The organism is Sorangium sp. So ce295 (assembly GCF_051527405.1).
Taxonomy (GTDB): Bacteria; Myxococcota_A; Polyangia; order Polyangiales; family Polyangiaceae; genus Sorangium; species Sorangium cellulosum_B.
Genome location: NZ_CP150324.1, coordinates 2,681,988 through 2,700,726 on the forward strand (window position 1 = coordinate 2,681,988; position 18,739 = coordinate 2,700,726).

Genomic DNA, 18,739 nt, shown 5'->3' on the forward strand with positions numbered 1-18,739 from the left:
GGTTCCGGGATGAACCGAGGCGCTCCTACGTGAAAACGGTTGAAGGTGAGTTGAGCCTGCAGCGCCATTCCCCTGACGCCAAACCCGGCCGACACGCCGCACGTGAAGAATTGAAGGCCGATGAAACGTCCAGCGCCGCGACTGCTCCGTTCCGCGATGCGAACGGAAGCGTCACGACACTGTGGCCATGGTACCATGATCCCAACCCCAGGAAGCCCCTGATGTCGCTCCGATCTCTCGTTGCCCGCAAACCCTTCCTGCTCTTCATCGAGGCGCACAACCCGCGCTCCGCGATCATCGCCGATCGTACCAGGGGCCCTGGCGACGACGGCGTCGAGCGCGAGCTCGACGGCGGCTGGTCGAGCTCGCTGACCGGCTCGACCTCGCGCGGGCTGCCCGAGATCGCGGTGCTGGACGTGCACAGCTGGAGCCGCCCTTCTTGAGCGCGCAGCACGAGCGGCGCCTGCTGCTGGGCGCCTACCTGTCCTACGGCACTGGCCACCACCCGGCCGCCTGGCGCCTGCCCGGCACGCCGGCCGACGGCGCCCAGAGCCCCGCGCACTATATGCGCCTCGCGCAGACCGCCGAGCGCGGCCGCTTCGACTTCATGTTCCTGTCCGACACGCCGTCGGTGTTCCAGGACGACCGCGAGGGCTATGGCGCGCGCGTGGCGGTGTTCGAGCCGCTGACGCTGCTGTCGGCCCTGGCGATGCACACGCAGCACCTGGGCCTGGTCGCGACCGCGTCGACGACCTACGAGCACCCGTACAAGCTCGCGCGCGAGTTCGCCTCGCTCGACCACCTCAGCGGCGGGCGCGCCGGCTGGAACGTGGTGACCTCGTCGAAGGCGATCGCCGCGCACAACTTCGGTTTCGCCGCGCACCCCGACCACGCCGAGCGGTACCGCCGCGCCGAGGAGGCCTTCAAGGTCGTCACCGGCCTATGGGACAGCTGGGACGACGACGCATTGCCGCGCGACAAGGCGAGCGGCGTCTTCTACCGCCCAGATCGCTGCCACCCGATCCACCACGAGGGCGAGTTCTACCGCGTGCGCGGGCCACTCAACATCTCGCGTTCGCCGCAAGGCTATCCGCTGCTCGTGCAGGCCGGCTCGTCCGACGCCGGCCGCGACCTCGCCGCGCGCACCGCCGAGGTCGTGTTCACCGCGCAGCCCGAGATCGCGCCCGCCGTCGAGTTTCGCCGCGACCTGCTCGAGCGCGCCGCGCGGTACCAGCGCCTCAACCCGCACATCCACGTGATGCCGGGCCTCTGCCCGTTCATCGGCAAGACCGACGAGGAGGCCCAGGCGAAGCTGCGCACGCTCAACTCGCTCGTGCATCCGCGTTTCGCCGTGCAGATGCTGTCGGACCTGGTCGGCGGCTTCGACCTGTCCGGCTGCGACCTCGACAAGCCCATGCCGCCGCTGCCGCCGTCCAACGGTAACCGCAGCCGCCGCGAGCTGATCGAGCGCATCTCCGACGGCGGCCGCCGGACGCTGCGAGAAGTGTGCGACAAGATGATCATCGCGCGCGGCCACTGCGTGTTCGTCGGCTCGTACCGCAGCGTCGCCGAGCAGATCGCCGCCTGGTTCGAGGCGGGCGCCTGCGACGGCTTCAACATCATGCCTCCCAGCCTGCCCGGCTGCCTCGACGAGTTCGTCGACGGGGTCGTGCCGGAGCTGCAGCGGCTTGGCCTCGTGCAACGTGAATATCGCCCTGGTACCCTGCGCGACAAGCTCGGCCTGCGCCGGCCCGTGCCCCGGCGCTGACCGCCTTAGCCATTGGAGATGACTTTGCTGAACAACCTGATCCTCGAAGACACAACCCTGCGTGATGGCGAGCAAGCGCCCGGAGTGGCCTTCTCGCGCAAGACCAAAGTGGCCATCTTCCACGCGCTGGTGGACGCCGGCGTGAGGTGGATCGAGCCGGGCATCCCCGCCATGGGCGGCGACGAGGTGCTCGCGCTCAAGGAGATGCTCGAGCGCAAGGGCGAGGTGACGCTCGTCGCATGGAACCGCGGCGTGCTGAGCGACATCCAGGAGTCGATCGGGCTCGGCTTCAAGGCCGTGCACATCGGCCTGCCGACCTCCAAGGTGCACCTTGACCACAGCGTCAAGAAGGACCGCAGGTGGCTCCTGCAGACCGCGCACGACATGGTGCGCTACGCCAAGGACAAGGGCATGTTCGTGTCGATCAGCGCCGAGGACGTCGGCCGCACGGAGATCCCGTTCCTGCAGGAGTACGCCGCCGCCGTCGCCGCCGCCGGGGCCGACCGCCTGCGCCTGTCGGACACCATCGGCATCCTCAACAGCGCGCAGTACGCCGCCCGGGTCAAGGCAGTGAAGGAAGCCGCCGCGATCGACCTGCAGACGCACTGCCACAACGACTTCGGCCTGGCGGTGGCGAACACGCTGGCCGGCCTGGAGGCGGGCGCGCGTTACTTCCACGTCTGCGTCAACGGCATCGGCGAGCGCGCCGGCATGCCGGACCTGGCGCAGACGGTGATGGGCCTGAAGCAGTTCTACGGCGTCGATCTCGGCATCGACACCACCAAGCTGAAGAAGATCGCGCAGCTGGTCGCCGACGCGTGCAAGCGCCCGTTGACGCCGTGGCAGCCGATCGTCGGCGATAACGTCTTCGCGCACGAATCGGGTATCCACGCCAACGGCACGCTGAACAACGCCGGGACCTTCGAGCCGATCTCGCCCGAGACGGTCGGCGGCACGCGCCGCCTGGTCGTCGGCAAGCACAGCGGTCGCGCCGTGATCAAGCACGTGCTGGAGCAGGTCGGCGTCGCCGTTGACGAGCAGCGCCTGGGCCAGGTGCTCGACCTGGCGCGGGCGCGCGCCGTCGAGGGCGGCGGTGAGGTCGACGCCGCGGCGCTGACGGCGCTGTACCACCAGACGGCGGAGAGCGCCTGAGGTGCCCGCCCCGCTGCCTTTGGTCAACCGGATCATCGCGGCTCACGGCGGCGGATCGAGCGTCGCCGCTGGCGACTTCGTCACAGTCGACGTCGACCGCGTCTACATCCAGGACGGGAATTCGCCGACGATCGCCCGGCTGTTCCGCGAGCACGGTATCCGCCGTGTGTGGGATCCCGAGCGCATCGGCTTCTTCTTCGACCACTCGGTGATCATCCCGGAGAAGCAGATCGCCGACCGGACGCGCGAGGCGATGGCCTTCGCCGAGCGGCTCGGCGCGCGCATCTTCCACCGCGGCGCCGGCATCAGTCACGTCATCGCCATGGAGGAGGGCTGGTACGAGCCGGGAAACGTCGTGCTCGGCGCGGACTCGCACACCTGCACGGGCGGCGCGGTGCAGTCGCTGGCGCTTGGCATGGGCGCCTCCGACATCGTCGCCGCGATGGTGACGGGCAAGACCTGGCTGCGCGTGCCGGAGACGGTGTGGCTCGAGGTGGAGGGCACGGCGCACGAGGCGACGCGCGCCAAGGACGTGATGCTGCACCTGCTCGGCACGATGGGGCAGGCGCCGTTCCTCAACAAATCGATCGAGTGGACCGGCAGCTGGTCGCACGCCCTGTCGGCCGACGCGGCGGCGACGGTGGCGAGCATGGGCGTCGAGCTCGGCGCCAAGTGCGTCTTCCTGCCCGGCGGCCCCGGGCGGCCGGCGCAGATGCGGGCGATCGAGCCGGGCGAGAGCCGCTTGCGGTTCGACATCGGCGGCCTGACGCCGCGCATCGCCAGGCCGCACAACCCGGCGAACACCGTCGGCCTCGACGAGCTCGCCGGCGAGCCGGTCGACTACGTGTTCGTCGGCAGCTGCACCAACAGTCGCCTCGAAGACATCGCCGAGGCCGCCGCGGTGTTCGTCAACCGCCCCGTGCACCCGCGCGTGCACTGCATCGTGACGCCGGGCTCGCGCAAGGTCTACCTCGAAGCGCTGCGCCTCGGGTACGTCGAGACGCTGACCAGGGCCGGCGTCCTGGTCACGCCCGCCGGTTGCGGCGCCTGCGTCGGCACGCAGGGCAGCATCCCGGCCGACGGCGAGCGCGTCGTCACCACCATGAACCGCAACTTCCAGGGGCGCATGGGCAACCGCGAGGCGGAGATCTTCCTCGCGTCGCCGCTCGTCGCCGCCAACATCGCCGTGCATGGCCGCTTCCCGGCCGTCGAGGAGCTGGTGCTGCCATGAGCGACACCGTCTACCGCGTGCGCCGCGTCAGCGGCGAGATCTCGACCGACGACATCATCCCGGCGCGCATCAAGCACATCTACACCGACCCTGCGCAGATGGCGCCGCACGTCTTCGCGAACCGCTTCCCCGGCTTCGCCGCGACGCTGGCGAAGAACGACGCGCTGGTGTGCGACGCGACCTTCGGCATCGGCAGCTCGCGCGAGCAGGCGGTGACCTCGCTGAAGGCGCAGGGCGTCGCCCTGGTGCTGGCGCCGGCGTTCGGCCGCATCTTCTTCCGCAACGCGTGGAACCTGGGGCTGCCGGCGATCGTCGTCGACACCGCGAGGTTCAGCGAAGGCCTGATGTTCGGCGTCAGGCTCGAAGGCGGCTGCTTCGTCGCCGAGGGCGTCGAGCTGCCGCGCTTCGCGCCGCCGTCGGAGCTGATGCTGGCGATGCTGCGCGCCGGCGGGCTCCTGCCGTTCGTGCTGGCGCGCAGCGAGGGCGCCGAGCCGCCGGTTTCGCCGAGAGGAGTCACGCCATGAGCGCCGTTCCCCTGGTCAAGTCGGGCTCGTTCGACGGGCTGGCGAAGGGCTACGACCAGCACCGGCCGCGTTACCCGGCGGCGCTGCTGCGCGGGATCCGCCCGTGGGCGGCGCCGGCGCCGCAGCTGGACGTCGTCGACATCGGCGCCGGCACCGGGATCGCGCTGGAGGGGCTGATCGCCGAGCTCGGCCCCGCGCACCGCTACCACGCCGTCGACGTGTCGGCCGACATGATCGCGACCGGCCGCGAGAAGCTGCCGCAGGTCACCTGGCTGCTGGGCCGCGCCGAGGACGTGCTGCGCACGATGCCGCGCATGGACGTGGTGCTCGCGGCGCAGGCGATGCAGTGGATGGACCGCGAGGCCGTGCTGGCGGCGGTGCGCGAGCGCCTGAGCCCCGGCGGCGTCATGGCGATTCTGCAGAACAACCGCGACTACGCGCGCAGCGCGTTCCTGGACGCGTACGAGTCGCTGCTCGAGGAGCTCAGCCCCGGCTACAGCCGCCGCTACCGCGCGATCGACTACGCGGCGGAGCTGCGCGCGGTGTTCGACGGCTCGTACGACGTCGTCGTCGCCGCCGAGACGCGGTGGGTGATGCACATGCCGGCGGAGGCGTTCGTCGGGATGAGCCGTTCGTCGACGCAGGTGCAGCGCGCGATCGCGGCGCACGGTGACGGGTTCACCGAGCGGCTGGCGGCGCTGCTGGCCCAGCACGCGCCCGGCGGCGCGGTCGACGTGCCGTACGAGAGCCAGCTCTTCCTCGGCGTCGCGAGCGCGGGGGCCGGAGGCTGATCGTGCAGGCGGCGGCGCGCGGCGTGACGATCCGGGCGGCGGTCGCGGCCGACGCGGCGGCGCTGCACGCGCTGTTGGCCGCGGCATACATGCCCTTTCGCGCGCGCTTCCTGCCGTCGGCGTCGAGGCTGGAGCCGGCGGAGATCGCCGCCCGCGCGGCGGACTGGCTCGTGCTGGAGGCGGGCGATGACGTGGTCGGCTGCGTCCTGAGCGAGCGCGAGGACGACTTCTGGACGTTCAGCTACCTCGCGGTGCGGCCGGACCGGCAGCGGCGCGGGTACGGCGGGGCGCTGGTCGAGGCCGCGGCCGCGCAGGCGCGCGCGGCGGGCCGCCGCGCGGTGCGCATCGCCGTGCGGCGGGAGCTCGCGGAGAACGTGCGCTTCTTCAGGCGGCGCGGCTTCCGCTTCGAGGGGGAGCTCACCGCCGGCGGCGCGCACGACATCTATCGGCTGGACCTGGAGGACTGAGGATGCAGAAGAGCGTGATCGTTCTCGGGTATCGCGCGGGCCTGGCGGCGGCGGTGGTGAAGCGCGGCTACACGCCGCTGTGCATCGTCCACAAGGACAAGGGCGAGACCGGCGACTGGCCGACGCGCAAGGTCGCGGAGCTCGAAGACGCGCAGGAGATCATCCGCGCCGCGCTGTCGTTCGGCGGCGATGTCGCCGGCGTGGTCACGGGCCACGACGAGGGCGTGTTCGGCGCGGCGGTGCTGCGCGACGCGCTGGGGCTGCCGGGCGACCGCGGCTACGCGCGCCTTTTGTGCTTTCGCGACAAGTACCTGCAGAAGCATGCGCTCGGCGACGCCGTGCCGCACGCGCGCTGCGTGTACCTGACGCGCCAGCCGGACTTCGCGGCGCTGGCGGCGCAGCTGGGCGCGCCGTTCGTGGTCAAGCCGTCGAACGGCGCGGGCTCGAAGGAGACGCGCTTCGTCGCGAGCCAGGCCGAGCTCGACATGCACTACAGCGGCGGGGCGAAGCGCTCGGACGTCGCCTTCGTCGCCGAGTCGGCGCTGGAGGGGGAGGAGCTGTTCGTCGACGGCGTGTGGCAAGACGGGCGCGTCGTGTTCCATTCGGTCGGGCGCTACCGCACGCCGATGATCCAGTGGAGCACGGGCAAGACGATGGCGGTCGAGGTGCTCTCGCGCGCCGAGGCGCCGCGGCTGTTCGAGCGCGCCCACGAGCTCGTCACGCGCAGCCTGCGGCGGCTCGGCGCGCCGGACGTCGTGTTCCACCTGGAGTGCTTCGACGACGGCGAGGACCTGGTGTTCAGCGAGTGCGCGGCGCGCCTGGGCGGCACGCTGGTGCCGGAGATCGTCAAGCACACGTACGGCTTCGACCTGTATGAGGCGCAGCTCGACGTCGCCCTGGGCAAACCGCTGAGCCAACCGGTGTCTGCAAGGATCCCGGACACCTGCTACGCTGGCGTCTACCTGAGAGCGTGCGCGGCGCGGCCGCTGACGCGGCGCGATTTCGAAGGGCGCTTCGACCTCGTCGAGCTCGACTATCCGGACTCGACGGCAGCTCGTCCGGGCCTGTACGGCCGCGTCGGGCACGCTGTGGTGCGCGGTCGCGGCGGCGGACAGCTCGCGCGCGAGGTCGAGCGCCTGATCACCTTCAGCGAGGCCGGCCGCGATGGGTAAGACGGCCCTGGTGCTCGACACGCGCAAGCCGCTGTTCGACGAGGCGCTCGCGCGCCTTGGTGACGTCGCCGTCGTGCGCGTCCGAGAGAGCGGCGACGGTGCGATCGCGTTCGCGCCGGAGCCCGCGAGCCTCGCGGCGATCGACCTGATCATGGCGCGCGCGCCGTTCACGCACGTGCTCGCCACCTCCGAGAGCAACCTCGCCTTCGCCGGCTTCCTGCGCAGCCGCTACGGCCTGCCTGGCATGCGCTACGACCAGGCGCTCGAGTGCACCAACAAGCGGCGCATGCGGCAACGGCTCGCGAGCGTCGCGCCGGCCGTCGGCAGCTGGCTCTCCGGCGAGTTCGTGGCCGCAGCGCGGCGCGGCGGCGCGCTGCCGGCCGAGGTGGTCGTGAAGCCTCTCGACGGCTCGTCGAGCCGCGGGGTCCGGAGGATGCCGACGGTCGCGGCGCTCCCGTACCTCGAGAGCGAGGCGCGGGAGCTGCTCCTCGTCGAGGAGGCGGTGCGCCTCGACGCCGAGCTGCACTGCGACGGCGTGATCCTCGGCGGCGAGCTGCGCGCGGCGTTCGCGTCGACCTACGACCGGCCGGTGCTGGCTGCCGTGGGGACGACGCGCGCCAGCATCCACCTGCCGCACGACGACCCGCGCCGCGCGCCGGCGCTCGCGAAGGCGGCCGCGGCGCTGGCGGCGCTCGGCGTGCGCGACGCCGTCTTCCACATCGAGCTACTCGCGAGCGGCGGCGCGCTGTTCATCGGCGAGGTCGCGCTGCGGCCCGCGGGCGGCGGCGTCGCGCGATCCCTCGCGCTCCGCTTCGGCGTCGACCTGTGGGACGCCTTCGTCAAGCTGCAGCTCGGCGCGCCTGTGGACGTCGCCGCGGCGCCGCGCGCCGTCGGCTTCAGCGGCGTCATCGGCGTCGTCGGCGACGCAACCGGCCCGCCGGCGGCGTCGCCGGGCATCGACCTGATCGAGCCGCTGCGCGAGCGTGTGCGGCGCGGGGTGACGGCGATCGGCTCGTGCGACTTCTCGCATCACGTTTACTTCCAGGCGGCGGACGCTCACGCGCTGGGGGCGCTGCTCGAGCGCTTCACCGGGGCGGCGGGCGCGCGATGACGCCGCAGCGCGGGCCGTCGTGGCTGCGCCAATCCGGCGCCCTGACGTTGCAGGCGTTCACCGCGCTGTCGGCGTTCGCCGAGGGCCTGCAGTCGGTGATCTTGATATGGGCGACCTTCCAGCTCTCGCACGACGCCTTCCTGGTGAGCGTGATGCTGGTGCTCGGCTATGCGCCGTCGGCGGTGCTCGGGCTGGCCTTCGCTCGCTTCGCCGACGGCGGGGCGTCGGCCGACCGCCTGCACCTCAGCAACCTGACGCTGGCGCTGTTCGCGCTGCTGCCGGCTCTGCTGGTGCTGCGGCGAGCGTCCGACGTGGCGCTGGTGCTCGTCGGCATGGGCGTCGCGCAGGTCGCGCTGTCGCTCGCGAAGATGGTGAACAAGTCGGCGGTGCACCGGGTGGTCCGCGGCGCCTTCGACCAGGCGACGGGCGCGCGCCTCCTGGCGGCGCAGTCGTCGATCACGCTGATCGCTCAGACGGCGGGCGCGGGGCTCGCCGGCGTCTTCCTGAGCACCGAGCTGACGGCGTGGGGGCTCCTGCTCGCGGCGCTCGCGTATGGCGCCGCGGGGCTGACGGCGCTCCGCATGGCGCGGCCCGAGGCGCCTGCCGCGGTCATCGAGAGGCCGCGCCAGGCGCCGGCGCGACCGGCGCTGCAGCTGGGTCCGGGCCTGCTGTCGGTGCTGCTGTTCTCGGTGCCGAGCAGCGGCGGCCTGCAGTTCGCCAACGCCATCCTCGCGCCCTTCGCGGACGGCGTGGCCCGCGGCGACGCCGGCTTCTTCTCGCTCGTCAACATGGCCTGCCTGGTCGCGAGCGCCGGTGTCAGCATGCTGCTGTCGGCCGGCTACCTGTCGATGCGCGGCGTCCTGACCTTCGGCCTGCCGATGATGGCGGCGGCCGCGGGTCTGATGTCGCTCGACTTCCGCCCCGCGCTGGCGCTGGTGTTCGCCGTGACGCTGATCGCCGCGGCGACGGCGCACGTCGTGTCCATGCAGGTCAAGGCGAACCAGGTGCCGCCGGAGTCCGAGGTCGGCAGCTTCGTCGTGACGCGCACAGCGGTGGTGTCGGTCGTCAAGGCGGGCTACTCGCTGGCGGCCGGCTTTCTCGTGAACCGCCTGGGCGTCGGCCCCAGCCTGCTGGCGCTGGGCGCGAGCGTCCTGCCGTTTGCCCTGGCGTGGCTGTACCGGCCCCCGCGGTGGAAAGAGGCCGCGACGCATGGGGACACGCTTGCGGCCTGAGGACGCGCGCGCGCGCTTGGCGGAGCGCCTCGTCGCCGACGCCGCGGCGCTGCTGCCCGGCGCGCCCGCGGCGACGGCGGCGCTGCTCGGCTGGGACGCGCCGACGCTCGCGGCGTTTTGCGAGGCGCCGCGGCTCTTGGTCACGATGCCGCACGCCAGCCCCAACGTCTTCTTCCCGCGCGCGGCTGTCGCCTGGTACGCGCGACACCTGCAGGTGCGCGACGCGGCGCTGTTTCACGTGCGTCTGATGCTGACGCACAACAACTTCGGCGACCTCGGCTGGCGACCGTACGCGTACTGGTACCTGAACGACGCCGGCGCGCTGGCGCGCGCGACGCTGTTCACGCGCAACAAGAAGCTCAAGCACGTGATCGTCGCGAGCCGGCCGCCGCTCGGGGAGCCGCCGGTGGACGCGGGCGAGCTCGACCGCGAGGCGTACCGTCATGCGCAGCGCGCGGCGAACCTCGCGCTGTCGTGCATGCTGATGATGGCGTTCCACGAACGGCGCGCCGGCGTCGCGCGCGCCGCGCGCACGTTGTACCTGCCGCTGGACTGGCTCGTCGCCAGCGTGCGCGCGCAGCGCGCGGCGGGCACGCCGCCTGGCGCGCGGCTCGCGGCGCTGATGGACGCGGCGCCGGCGCGCCGGCTCGGCGAAGGCGGCGAGCTCGCGCCCGCGGCTGACTGGCGCGACGCCTACGTCTTCGACAACCCGACGAACGTCGCGCTGGCGGGCGCGCTCGGCGACGTCGACGTGATCGGCGGCGCCAAGATGCATGCCTACTGGCCCGACGTCGCCGCCGCCGCGGCGCGCGCGTCCTTGCTCGTGCGTTTCCGGCAGTGGCCGGGTCTCGATGCCAGCGCGCTGCCCGTGAAGCCGTCAGCCACGCTGCAGCGGGCGTTGCTCGCCGACGGCATCGAGTACTCGCAGGGGATGGCGCTCGCGGAGCACGGGGCCTACGCCGTGGCGCACGACCCCTTTGCGCCATGATGGATGTGCGCCGCGCCTCGCTCGGACGAGGGCGGCCAGCGCCGGGAGCTCGCGGACCACGTCGTGCAGGGCTCGTTCTGCCCCTCCCGGAGCGGCCGGCCGAGCTCACGCGCTGGCCGCGGTCCACCCGCTGAGTTTGCTAGGATTCCTGGATGATCCGACGGTTCACCCGCCGAGCGTTCCTCCACGCCAGCTGCTGCGCTGCTGGAATTGCCGCGGTGGATGGGCTCGCCATTGAGCCCTCGTGGCTCGAGATCGCCGAGCACGACGTCCCGATTCCCCGGCTCCCGGCCGCGCTCCAGGGGCTTCGGATCGCTCACTTCTCTGACGTACACCTGCGCGCGCTCGGCCGTGTCCACGACAAGGCCGTCGACGCGATCCGGAGGCTGGAGCCCAATCTCGTCGTGCTGACCGGCGACTCGATCGAGAGCGAGCGCTCGCTCGACGTGCTGGAGGAGTTCTGCCGCAGGCTCGCCGCGCCGGGGCGTGACGTCCTCGCCACCGTCGGCAACTGGGAACACTGGGGGCACGTCCCCTTGCGGCGGCTGGGCGAGGTCTACGCGCGTGCCGGAGCCAGGCTCCTGGGGAACGAATCTGTGCTGCTGAAGCGTGGTGTCTCCATCGTCGCGACGGACGATTTCTGCAGCGGCCACGACGATCTCCGTGCATCGTTGGCGAACGTGCCATCCGCTCCGGTGCGGCTCTTTCTCTCGCACGCGCCCGGCATCTTCGAGAGGCTCCCTCCCGGCGCGCCGCGCTTCGATCTGGGCCTCGCGGGGCATACGCATGGAGGACAGATCCGAGCGCTCGGGACGCCGGTGTGGGTTCCGCCTGGATCAGGCCGATTTCGCTCGGGTATGTACGACACCGCCCATGGCAGGGTGTATGTGAGCCGCGGTGTCGGCACAAGCGTCCTGCCTGTGCGGTTCACCTGTCGGCCAGAACTCCCGGTGTTCCGGCTGATCGCCGGGTGACGTTCTTGCGGTTCGCTGGCGGTTCAGATCCGCTTCTCGAGCACGACGAGCCCTCGGCGCCGCACGAATCCGAGCTGTCGCTGGCCGGGCGTGAATCGCCCGGCGTCCGTCAGTCGCGCTTCGGCTCTGCGGAGAGCGCGTCGAGGCGGCACGCGACCGACAGGGAGAGCCCCACCTCCAGCAGCGAGATGGGCCGCTGCTCGATGGCCCCCGGCGGCGCGCAGTCCACCAGCAGGAGCGGCGCTGACGCCGCCTGCGCCGCCTCCGCGAACGATCGCGCCCTCCGGAGCCATTGCTCGGTCAGCTGCGCGCGGTGCCCCTCCGGCTCCTTCACCTCGGCCCGAAGCTGCCCGAAGGTGGCCCCGCGCCGCCCGTCCTTGGCCGCCTGCACCGCGGCGTTCACCTCGCGCCTGACCTGCGCCACGGCTGCGGCCAGCCGGCTCCTCGCCCAGAAGTCGAGCTCGGGGGCGAGGCGCACCTCGATCACGCCGTCGACAGCGGCCGATACGGCGTCACCCTCGCTCTCCGCCTTCTCGGTGAAGACCGCGGTGAACGACGCGCCCAGCATCTTCACCGTGGATGCGCCGCCGGTCGCCTCCTTGAACTGCCGCTCCAGGTTCTGCACCGCGGCCTGCGCCGCGGTGAGGGCGCGCTGCGGATCGGCGTCGGTCTCCTGGAGCGCGAAGCCAAGGACGAGCACGTCGGGGCGGACGACCAGATCGGCCTGGACCGAAGCTCGACTGGGCAACGCGGGCGCGGACGGCATGCTGGGCATGCTCGCCGACGTGGAGCCCAGGCTCGTCGCGTAGGAGGGGGAGAGGGCCGCGCCGGGCGCCGCCCCGGATGCGCCCCCGCAACCGGCCAGGAGGGCGAGGGCGAAAACCGCGGTTCGCATCGGGGGCCGACGCTAACACGCGCATCAAAACCCAGCAATCATACGGCCGGGTTGGATCTGCTGTGCACGATCTGGAAGGCGTGTCGCCGTGCCATCCGCGACATCGACGCGGACCTTCGGCACGGGAGGTGTGACGCGAGCGCATGGCGCGTGCGTGCGCCGGGTCATCGACGTGGGGCTTGCCGCCTTTTATCCCACCCGCCCGATCACCGTGGGGCCTGCTGGGCATATAGGACGGCCACTTTCTGACGCCTGCTGCAGGCACCGCCAAGGGGTTGCACCCCTGGGATGGAGGATTTTTGTGATGAACAGGGTACGCGCTTCGACCGTCGGCATATTGCTCGCGTCTCTCTTGGTGGGTTGTGGTTCTTCGAGCGGCCCGGAAGAACCCGAGAGCTCGGGCGGCCCGGGTGCGGGTGCGAGTAGCAGCGGGAGCGGGAGCGGAAACGCGAGCAGCAGCGGAGACGCGAGCGGGAGCGGAGACGCGAGCGGCAGCGGGACGACAGGCAGCGGCGCGGGGACGGGCGGCTCGACCGGCTCGGACGGTGCGGGCGGCGATCCGAGCGGAGACGGCGGCGGCGGCTCGTCTTCCGGTACCGGCGGCGGTGAGCCCGACGTTGTCGAGCCCACGTTGATCACCTCGGGCGACAAAGACTACTGGAAGATCGGGACGCCGACTGAAGTGACGAGCGGCAATGCCGACGTGACCGTCGACGACGCGGCAACGCAACAGCGTTGGGATGGCTTTGGCGGCTCCTTCAACGAGATGGGCTGGAACATGCTCTCGATGCTCGGCGAAGCTGAGCGGCAGCGAGCCATCAAGCTTCTCTTCGACAAGAACGAGGGCGCAGGGTTCGCCTATGGGCGCATCCCCATGGGGGCGAGCGACTATGCGATGGATCGCTATAGCCTCAACGAGAAGAAAGATGATTTCACGATGGAGAGCTTCTCCATCGCGCGGGACAAGGAGAAATTGATCCCGTACATCAAGGCGGCGCTCGCCGTGAGGCCCGGCCTCCACCTCTGGGCCAGCCCCTGGACGCCCCCCACCTGGATGAAGAGCAACGGCGCCTTCGATGGTGGCAAGATGAAGGACGACGCGAACACCCTGAAGGCGCATGCCCTGTACTTCGCGAAGTTCGTTGAGGCGTACGCCGCAGAGGGCATGACCATCGAGGCGGTCCACCCCCAGAACGAGCCGACCTACGAGACGAGGTATCCGAGCTGCGCGTGGACGGGGCAGCTCATGGCCAAGTTCATCGGCACCCACCTGGGGCCGCTGTTCGAAGAGCGCGGGATCAAGGCGCAGATCTTCCTCGGCACGATGTCCAACGAAGCGGCAGACCCAGGGATCCTCAGCGCCGTGACGGACGATGCCACCGCGATGAAGTACGTCAAGGGCTTCGGGCTGCAGTGGAACATGCGGGGCAGCGTGAACGGCCTGAAATCGCGGAATATGCCGATCGTGCAAACGGAGCACCAGTGCGGCAACTACAACTGGAACCCTCCGGGCGTGCCGACGTTCAACCCGAACACGGCGGCGAACGATCACGCCTACGGGCAGGAGAGCTGGGGGCTCATCCGCGACTGGATCAAGGCGGGGGTGAACTCGTACAACGCCTGGAACATGGTGCTGGACCCGGTGGGGAAGAACATCGACTCGCAGCGGCCGTGGCCCCAGAACGCGCTCCTCAACGTGAAAGCCGACACGAAGGAGCTGGTACTGACGCCCGCCTACTACGTCTTCCGCCACGTCTCGCAATACGTCGATCCTGGAGCGATGCGCGTCAACACGACCGGCGGCGACGCGCTGGCGTTCAAGAACCCTGACGGCAGCATCGTCACGGTCATCTACAACTCCGGCAGCTCCGCGAAGACGACCACCCTCAGCGTGGCCTCGAAAAAGCTCCAGTTCAGCGTTCCTGCCCGTGGCTGGGCCACCGTCAACTGGAAGTAAGACGCGCGCGACCCGACCCGGGTTGAACCATCGCGGCCCGAACCTGTCGATGGCCTCCCGGGAGAGATGAAACCTGAGCCGGAGGGTGTCGACGCTCCGGAGCGTCGCCGCGCTCGGCCTTGCGAGCCTCCGGCCCCGGGGCGCTATGATCGCCCTCCATGGACGCCGCTTCCTTCCTCGCCGACATCGAGCCGCTGGCCCACTACGACCGCGTCCGCCGCGTGGTGGAGGTGGGCCGCGCCGCCGCGCGCGGCGACGCCGGAGCAAGCACCCTCCTCGGCGCGCTCTGGAGCAGCGCTCAGCCCTACGAGCGCCTCCTCGCCCTGATGAGCGTCTACGGCTCGGGCGACGGCGCGCGCGTCGTCGCGGCCATCTCCGACCCGTCCCGCTCCGTGCGGCGGCGCGCGGGCCGCATGGTCGCCCGCTTCTGCGACGACGCGCAGGCGCTCGCGGCGCTCGGCGCCCTCCTCGAGCGGCGCACCCTCCGGCGCACCGTCGCCCAGCTCGCGCGGCGCAAGCGCCAGGCCGCCGTGGACGCCTTCCTCGGCGCGCGCATGCAGGCGGGGCGCGACCCCCTGATCGTGGATCTGCTCCCGTTCGGCTCCGAGGCGCTCGTGTCGGCGCACCGGCGCGCCATCGACGAGGCGGGCGGCCCGAGCTGCCTCGATCGGCTCGGCGTGAGGCACCCCGCGGCCGCGGCGCGCTGGTTCGGGGAGGCGATCGCCCGCTCCCAGTCCCTCGACGCTCGCCTGCGTTATCGCCTCGCGCCGCTGCTCGTCCCGCTCGCCCGGCGCGCGCCCGACGCGGCGCTGCCGCTGATCCAGGCCCTCTTCGAGCGCGGCGAGGAGCCCTCGTTCCTCGCCGGCTCCCTGCAGCTCCTGGCCCGATCGCGGCCGGCCGCCACGTTCGACCTCCTCAAGGCGCGCCACGAGGGCGGGCGACCCGCGCGGCCGCCCGGCGCCTTCGGGGTGGTGCGCTTCGACAAGGGCGCGCCCGCCCTCGGCGCCGAGCGCCTCGAGTACCTCATCCGCCACGCCTGGGGCGCGCTGAGCGACGGCAAGCGGGGCGTGCGGTGGTTCCTGCGGCTCGGCCCCGACGACCAGAAGGCCGTGCTGCGGGCCTTCCTGCTCGGAGGGGCCGGGGGCTACGGCGCCTTCCTGTTCCGCTACGTGAAGGCCGAGTCGGCCAAGGAGCAAGCGCTCCGGGAGCGGGCCTTCGTGCGCTGGTCCTGCGCGGCGCAGGCCTCCGACGGCACGATCGCGCCCGAGGTGCTCGACGCGCTGCCCCGCGACCTGCGCGAGCGCGAGGCGAGGCGGCACCTCTCGAGCTGCCCGTCGCTCGTCTCGAAGCCGGAGCGGCGGATGAGCTACGCGCGCCTCCTGTCCTTCGCCGAGGCCAAGGAGGTGCTCGCGCCGCTCCTTGGGCACCCGGAGGGCGACGAGCGGGCGAAGGCGCAGGCGCTGCTCCTCGCGAGCGTCCTGCACGACCGGGGCGCGCTCGCGGACGCCCTCGCGAACGTCCGCGCCCGCAAGTTCGAGCAGGATCCGGTGCGGCGGGCGATGATCGGCGCCCTCGCCGCGCTGCCCATCGGCCGGTTCGCGCAGGAGCACCTGGAGGCCGTGGGCGCCGTGGCGCAGGACGCGCTCGACGCCGCGGACCTGTCCCACGCCACGGCCTCGGCCGTGGAGCGGCTCGTGGTCCGCCTGTTCCGCATCGACGGAGCGTGGGGGGCGCGCTGGCTCACGAAGCTCCTCGCGGTGCGCGGCTCGGTCTCGACGGCGGGCCTCGGGGACGGGCTGACCCGCGCGGAGGCCGAGCGGCTCAGCCCGGCGCTCGCGCAGCTCGCGGGCGCGTGGTGCACCGGCGAGCGGGCAGGGGCGGTGCTCTCGCTCGCGCAGAGCCTCGGCATCCGCCTCGAGGTGGTCACGCCGCTGCTCGAGGCGCTCGAGCGGCTGTCCCGCGAGCTCCCGTTCGTCGGCGTCGCTGCGGGCGCGCTCGGCCTCTTGCGCGCCCACGACAGGCCGCGGTTCGCGCGGCTCGTGCCCGCGCTGCTGCGCGAGGACAGGAGCTTCGTGCTGATCGGCGCCGTCGCCCGGCACGTGAGCCAGAGGCGCCAGGATCTCCTGGACCCCCTGCTCGACCGGACGCAACCCATGACCGGCAGGTTCGCGACGGGCAAGACGCGCTGGGTGCTCGATTTCGGCGGGGGCCACGGCCGCTGGACGGCGAGGCAGCAGGAGAAGTACGCCGCCGGCCTCCGCGCGCTGCTCGGCGACGAGACCAGCGACGTCCCCACGCTGCGGTTCGCGATCTCCACGCTGGTCCGGCTCGCGTACGTCGACGCGTCGGCGATCACCCCGTTCGCCTCGGATCCGAGGCCGCCCCTGCGCGAGATGGCCATCCGGGGCCTGCCGTGGCTCGACGCCGGCCAGGGCGTCCCCGTGCTGATCGAGTGCCTGGGCGACGATCGCGCGCGCTGGGCGATCTACGCGCTCCGGAAGGCGTTCGCGGAGATGTCCCGGGAGCGGGTGCTCGCCGAGCTCCGGGCGGTGCCGACAACGAAGGTGACCGTGGCCAAGGAGGTCGTGCGCCTGCTCGGCGAGCTGGGCGGCGACGACGCCTACCGGGACCTGCTCCAGCTGGACGCCCCGAAGACGCACCGCGACGTGCGGATCGCGCTGCTCCGGGCGCTCTGGGACCACCTGGACAAGCCCGAGACCTGGGACGTCTTCGGCCGCGCCGCCCGGGATCCCGACTGGATCGTGGCCTCGAAGCTCGCGGACATCCCGCTCGGCAGGCTGTCGCCCGAGGCCGAGCGGCGCGTTGTGGACCTGCTCGCCGCGATCCTCGGGCGGGCAGAGCCGGAGGCGCGGCTCGACCTGCTGCGGCGCGCCGCGCACCTGCCGCTCCGGGACGAGGCGCGGTCGCTCTTCCGCCGGTTGCTCGAGCACATGGCCGCGCCCGCGCCCGAGGAGGCGGCGGAGGCGCTGTCCGCGGCGCTCGCCAGGATGCAGCCGGGGGAGGTCGCGATCGTCGTCCAGCGGCTCGCGGAGCTCTCGCCGAGGCGCCGGCACCTCGTGGCGTTCCTGCCCGCGCTCTCGGCGCGGCTCGGCTCGTACGCCGCGAAGCACCACGTCGCCGTCGGGGAGGGGCTGCTCGCCGCGCTCAAGGCGGACGCCCTGGCCGTGCCCCAGTACCTGGGGCTCGCGGCGCGCCTCCTTCCCTGGAAGGCGCTCGGACAGGCGCTCGTCGAGCTCGGCCGGCGGGACCTCCTGCACCACGACGCGATGGTCGCGGCGATGTCCGCGGTGCACGGCTGCGTCCACCCGTCGCAGCTCGAGCAGGAGCTCCGGGCGAGCCCCGATCCGCGGCTGCGCCGGCTCGCGCTGGAGGCGCTCGTGCAGGCGGCGTCGCCGAAGAACGGCTGGACGGCGGACCGGCGCGAGCTGCTGGAGCGCTACCGGAAGGACCCGTCCCCCGCCGTGGCGGGGCCGGCGTCGTTCGTCATGCCGCCGTGAGGCGGAGGGCGGCGGGCGCGCCGTCTGGCACGGCTCATCTCACGACGACAGCGCGGCCATCGGCGGTGTAAATCACCGCCTCCGCCATGGCGAGGTCGGCCGTCGGTTGCGTCGGTTGCGTCGGTTGCGTCGGTTCGATCGCGCCGCGGCGATCCGCCCTCTCGTGCTTCGTCGAGCGCACGAACGGCCAGAAGAGCTGCTCGGCCCAGGGCTCGACCGGCGCGCCCTCGGGGAGCCCGAAGCCCTCCTGGCGCGCGTGCGGGATCATGAGCGTGCCGTGGATCCAATCGAAGCAAATGAGGGCGGCGCCATAGTTCTTCGTGGCATTGCCGAAGCGGCCGACTCCGTGGTGCACATGGTGCGTGTCGGGCAGCGAGACGATGCGCTCGAGGACCCGCATGGCAGGGCGCGTGAAGCGGCCCTGTTGGAGGTGCACGTCCCAGCGGAGATCGCTGTGCTCCGCCAGCACGATCACCGTCCTGAAGGCCAATCCCACGACATAGGCGCCAGGGTGGCCGAGCCAGACGACGAGCGGGGCCATCCACGTGCCCGGCAACAGGACATGCCATAGCCAGTTTTCCCGGTACGTGACCGCGATGTTCATGTTGCGCGGCACGTGGTGCGGCTTGTGGAGCCGCCAGAGCCAGGGCCACTCATGGCTCTTGCGGTGTACCCAGTAGATCCCGTACTCGTCGAGGAGCACGTAGATCGGGAACACCACCAAGGAGCTCACGCTGGCGAGCGCGCCCTCGGAGCCGGGCCAGAGCGCCCCGAGCGCCCAGGTCACGGCGACGAAGGACGCGCCGCGGATCACGAGGTAGGCGCCGACGGACACGAGGCTCGCGCCGAGCTCCCGCATGGTGAGCACGCCTGTGCGCCGATACAGGCCGAGCGCGAGCTCGAGGGCGGCAAAGAGCGCGAGGAAGACGAGGACGAACACCGTGCCGTGGAGCATGAGG

The 18,739-nt window shown here is 71.9% G+C and carries 16 protein-coding genes; 14 read left to right on the top strand and 2 right to left on the bottom strand.

From position 1 onward, the window contains the following. Nucleotides 1-29 precede the first annotated feature (29 nt). The 12 genes from WMF11_RS10275 to WMF11_RS10330 all read left to right on the top strand — a co-directional run bounded on the left by WMF11_RS10275 (nt 30) and on the right by WMF11_RS10330 (nt 11,410). A complete protein-coding gene (locus tag WMF11_RS10275; RefSeq protein ID WP_437977319.1) occupies nt 30-443 on the top strand; it encodes a hypothetical protein in 414 nt (137 codons plus the stop codon). Continuing rightward, nucleotides 440-1,768: an LLM class flavin-dependent oxidoreductase gene (locus tag WMF11_RS10280; protein ID WP_437977320.1), complete on the top strand. Its 1,329-nt coding sequence runs from the start codon at nt 440-442 to the stop codon at nt 1,766-1,768. Before WMF11_RS10275 ends, WMF11_RS10280 begins: the two co-directional genes overlap by 4 nt. Before the next feature lie 18 nt (nt 1,769-1,786). After that, nucleotides 1,787-2,920 carry a homocitrate synthase/isopropylmalate synthase family protein gene (locus WMF11_RS10285; RefSeq protein WP_437977321.1) on the top strand — a complete coding sequence of 378 codons (1,134 nt, stop codon included), beginning with the start codon at nt 1,787-1,789 and terminating at the stop codon, nt 2,918-2,920. A gap of 1 nt (nt 2,921) precedes the next feature. Then, nucleotides 2,922-4,151 carry a 3-isopropylmalate dehydratase large subunit gene (locus WMF11_RS10290; RefSeq protein WP_437977322.1) on the top strand — a complete coding sequence of 410 codons (1,230 nt, stop codon included), beginning with the start codon at nt 2,922-2,924 and terminating at the stop codon, nt 4,149-4,151. Then, entirely contained in the window at nt 4,148-4,675 is a 528-nt protein-coding gene (locus WMF11_RS10295; RefSeq protein ID WP_437977323.1) for a hypothetical protein, read from the top strand. Before WMF11_RS10290 ends, WMF11_RS10295 begins: the two co-directional genes overlap by 4 nt. Then, nucleotides 4,672-5,466, top strand: a complete 795-nt coding sequence (locus WMF11_RS10300) for a class I SAM-dependent methyltransferase (protein ID WP_437977324.1) — start codon at nt 4,672-4,674, stop codon at nt 5,464-5,466. The genes WMF11_RS10295 and WMF11_RS10300 overlap by 4 nt, the downstream gene beginning before the upstream one ends. 2 nt (nt 5,467-5,468) lie before the next feature. Then, a complete protein-coding gene (locus WMF11_RS10305) occupies nt 5,469-5,933 on the top strand; it encodes a GNAT family N-acetyltransferase (protein WP_437977325.1) in 465 nt (154 codons plus the stop codon). A 2-nt stretch (nt 5,934-5,935) separates the two neighbouring features. Further along, nucleotides 5,936-7,105 (top strand): ATP-grasp domain-containing protein, encoded by a 1,170-nt coding sequence (locus WMF11_RS10310; protein WP_437977326.1) that lies wholly within the window; start codon nt 5,936-5,938, stop codon nt 7,103-7,105. Continuing rightward, nucleotides 7,098-8,216 (top strand): ATP-grasp domain-containing protein, encoded by a 1,119-nt coding sequence (locus tag WMF11_RS10315; RefSeq protein ID WP_437977327.1) that lies wholly within the window; start codon nt 7,098-7,100, stop codon nt 8,214-8,216. The genes WMF11_RS10310 and WMF11_RS10315 overlap by 8 nt, the downstream gene beginning before the upstream one ends. Next, nucleotides 8,213-9,448, top strand: coding sequence for a hypothetical protein (locus WMF11_RS10320; protein ID WP_437977328.1), 1,236 nt, complete (start codon nt 8,213-8,215; stop codon nt 9,446-9,448). The genes WMF11_RS10315 and WMF11_RS10320 overlap by 4 nt, the downstream gene beginning before the upstream one ends. Continuing rightward, nucleotides 9,426-10,436 carry a hypothetical protein gene (locus WMF11_RS10325; protein WP_437977329.1) on the top strand — a complete coding sequence of 337 codons (1,011 nt, stop codon included), beginning with the start codon at nt 9,426-9,428 and terminating at the stop codon, nt 10,434-10,436. The genes WMF11_RS10320 and WMF11_RS10325 overlap by 23 nt, the downstream gene beginning before the upstream one ends. A 152-nt stretch (nt 10,437-10,588) precedes the next feature. Next, nucleotides 10,589-11,410 (top strand): metallophosphoesterase, encoded by an 822-nt coding sequence (locus WMF11_RS10330; protein ID WP_437977330.1) that lies wholly within the window; start codon nt 10,589-10,591, stop codon nt 11,408-11,410. 109 nt (nt 11,411-11,519) lie between these two features. On the opposite strand, the gene WMF11_RS10335 is transcribed toward WMF11_RS10330, so the two are convergent. Continuing rightward, the gene (locus WMF11_RS10335; protein ID WP_437977331.1) at nt 11,520-12,305 is read right to left on the bottom strand and encodes a hypothetical protein; all 786 of its coding nucleotides are present in this window, start codon (nt 12,303-12,305) and stop codon (nt 11,520-11,522) included. Between the two features lie 304 nt (nt 12,306-12,609). Here WMF11_RS10335 and WMF11_RS10340 point away from each other — a divergent pair, with 304 nt between their 5' ends. Further along, on the top strand, nt 12,610-14,262 hold the full coding sequence (locus tag WMF11_RS10340) for a glycoside hydrolase family 30 protein (RefSeq protein ID WP_437977332.1): 1,653 nt from the start codon (nt 12,610-12,612) through the stop codon (nt 14,260-14,262). A 158-nt stretch (nt 14,263-14,420) separates the two neighbouring features. Continuing rightward, the gene (locus tag WMF11_RS10345; RefSeq protein ID WP_437977333.1) at nt 14,421-17,780 is read left to right on the top strand and encodes a HEAT repeat domain-containing protein; all 3,360 of its coding nucleotides are present in this window, start codon (nt 14,421-14,423) and stop codon (nt 17,778-17,780) included. Between the two features lie 34 nt (nt 17,781-17,814). On the opposite strand, the gene WMF11_RS10350 is transcribed toward WMF11_RS10345, so the two are convergent. Then, nucleotides 17,815-18,735, bottom strand: a complete 921-nt coding sequence (locus WMF11_RS10350) for a sterol desaturase family protein (RefSeq protein WP_437908251.1) — start codon at nt 18,733-18,735, stop codon at nt 17,815-17,817. Nucleotides 18,736-18,739: the final 4 nt, after the last annotated feature.

Bases quoted from the DNA above. Each gene is read 5' to 3' on its own strand.
- WMF11_RS10285 (WP_437977321.1), top strand. From the start codon at position 1,787: ATGACTTTGCTGAACAACCTGATCCTCGAAGACACAACCCTGCGTGAT.
- WMF11_RS10295 (WP_437977323.1), top strand. From the start codon at position 4,148: ATGAGCGACACCGTCTACCGCGTGCGCCGCGTCAGCGGCGAGATCTCG.
- WMF11_RS10300 (WP_437977324.1), top strand. From the start codon at position 4,672: ATGAGCGCCGTTCCCCTGGTCAAGTCGGGCTCGTTCGACGGGCTGGCG.
- WMF11_RS10310 (WP_437977326.1), top strand. From the start codon at position 5,936: ATGCAGAAGAGCGTGATCGTTCTCGGGTATCGCGCGGGCCTGGCGGCG.
- WMF11_RS10315 (WP_437977327.1), top strand. From the start codon at position 7,098: ATGGGTAAGACGGCCCTGGTGCTCGACACGCGCAAGCCGCTGTTCGAC.
- WMF11_RS10320 (WP_437977328.1), top strand. From the start codon at position 8,213: ATGACGCCGCAGCGCGGGCCGTCGTGGCTGCGCCAATCCGGCGCCCTG.
- WMF11_RS10325 (WP_437977329.1), top strand. From the start codon at position 9,426: ATGGGGACACGCTTGCGGCCTGAGGACGCGCGCGCGCGCTTGGCGGAG.
- WMF11_RS10330 (WP_437977330.1), top strand. From the start codon at position 10,589: ATGATCCGACGGTTCACCCGCCGAGCGTTCCTCCACGCCAGCTGCTGC.
- WMF11_RS10335 (WP_437977331.1), bottom strand. From the start codon at position 12,305: ATGCGAACCGCGGTTTTCGCCCTCGCCCTCCTGGCCGGTTGCGGGGGC.
- WMF11_RS10340 (WP_437977332.1), top strand. From the start codon at position 12,610: ATGAACAGGGTACGCGCTTCGACCGTCGGCATATTGCTCGCGTCTCTC.
- WMF11_RS10345 (WP_437977333.1), top strand. From the start codon at position 14,421: ATGGACGCCGCTTCCTTCCTCGCCGACATCGAGCCGCTGGCCCACTAC.
- WMF11_RS10350 (WP_437908251.1), bottom strand. From the start codon at position 18,735: ATGCTCCACGGCACGGTGTTCGTCCTCGTCTTCCTCGCGCTCTTTGCC.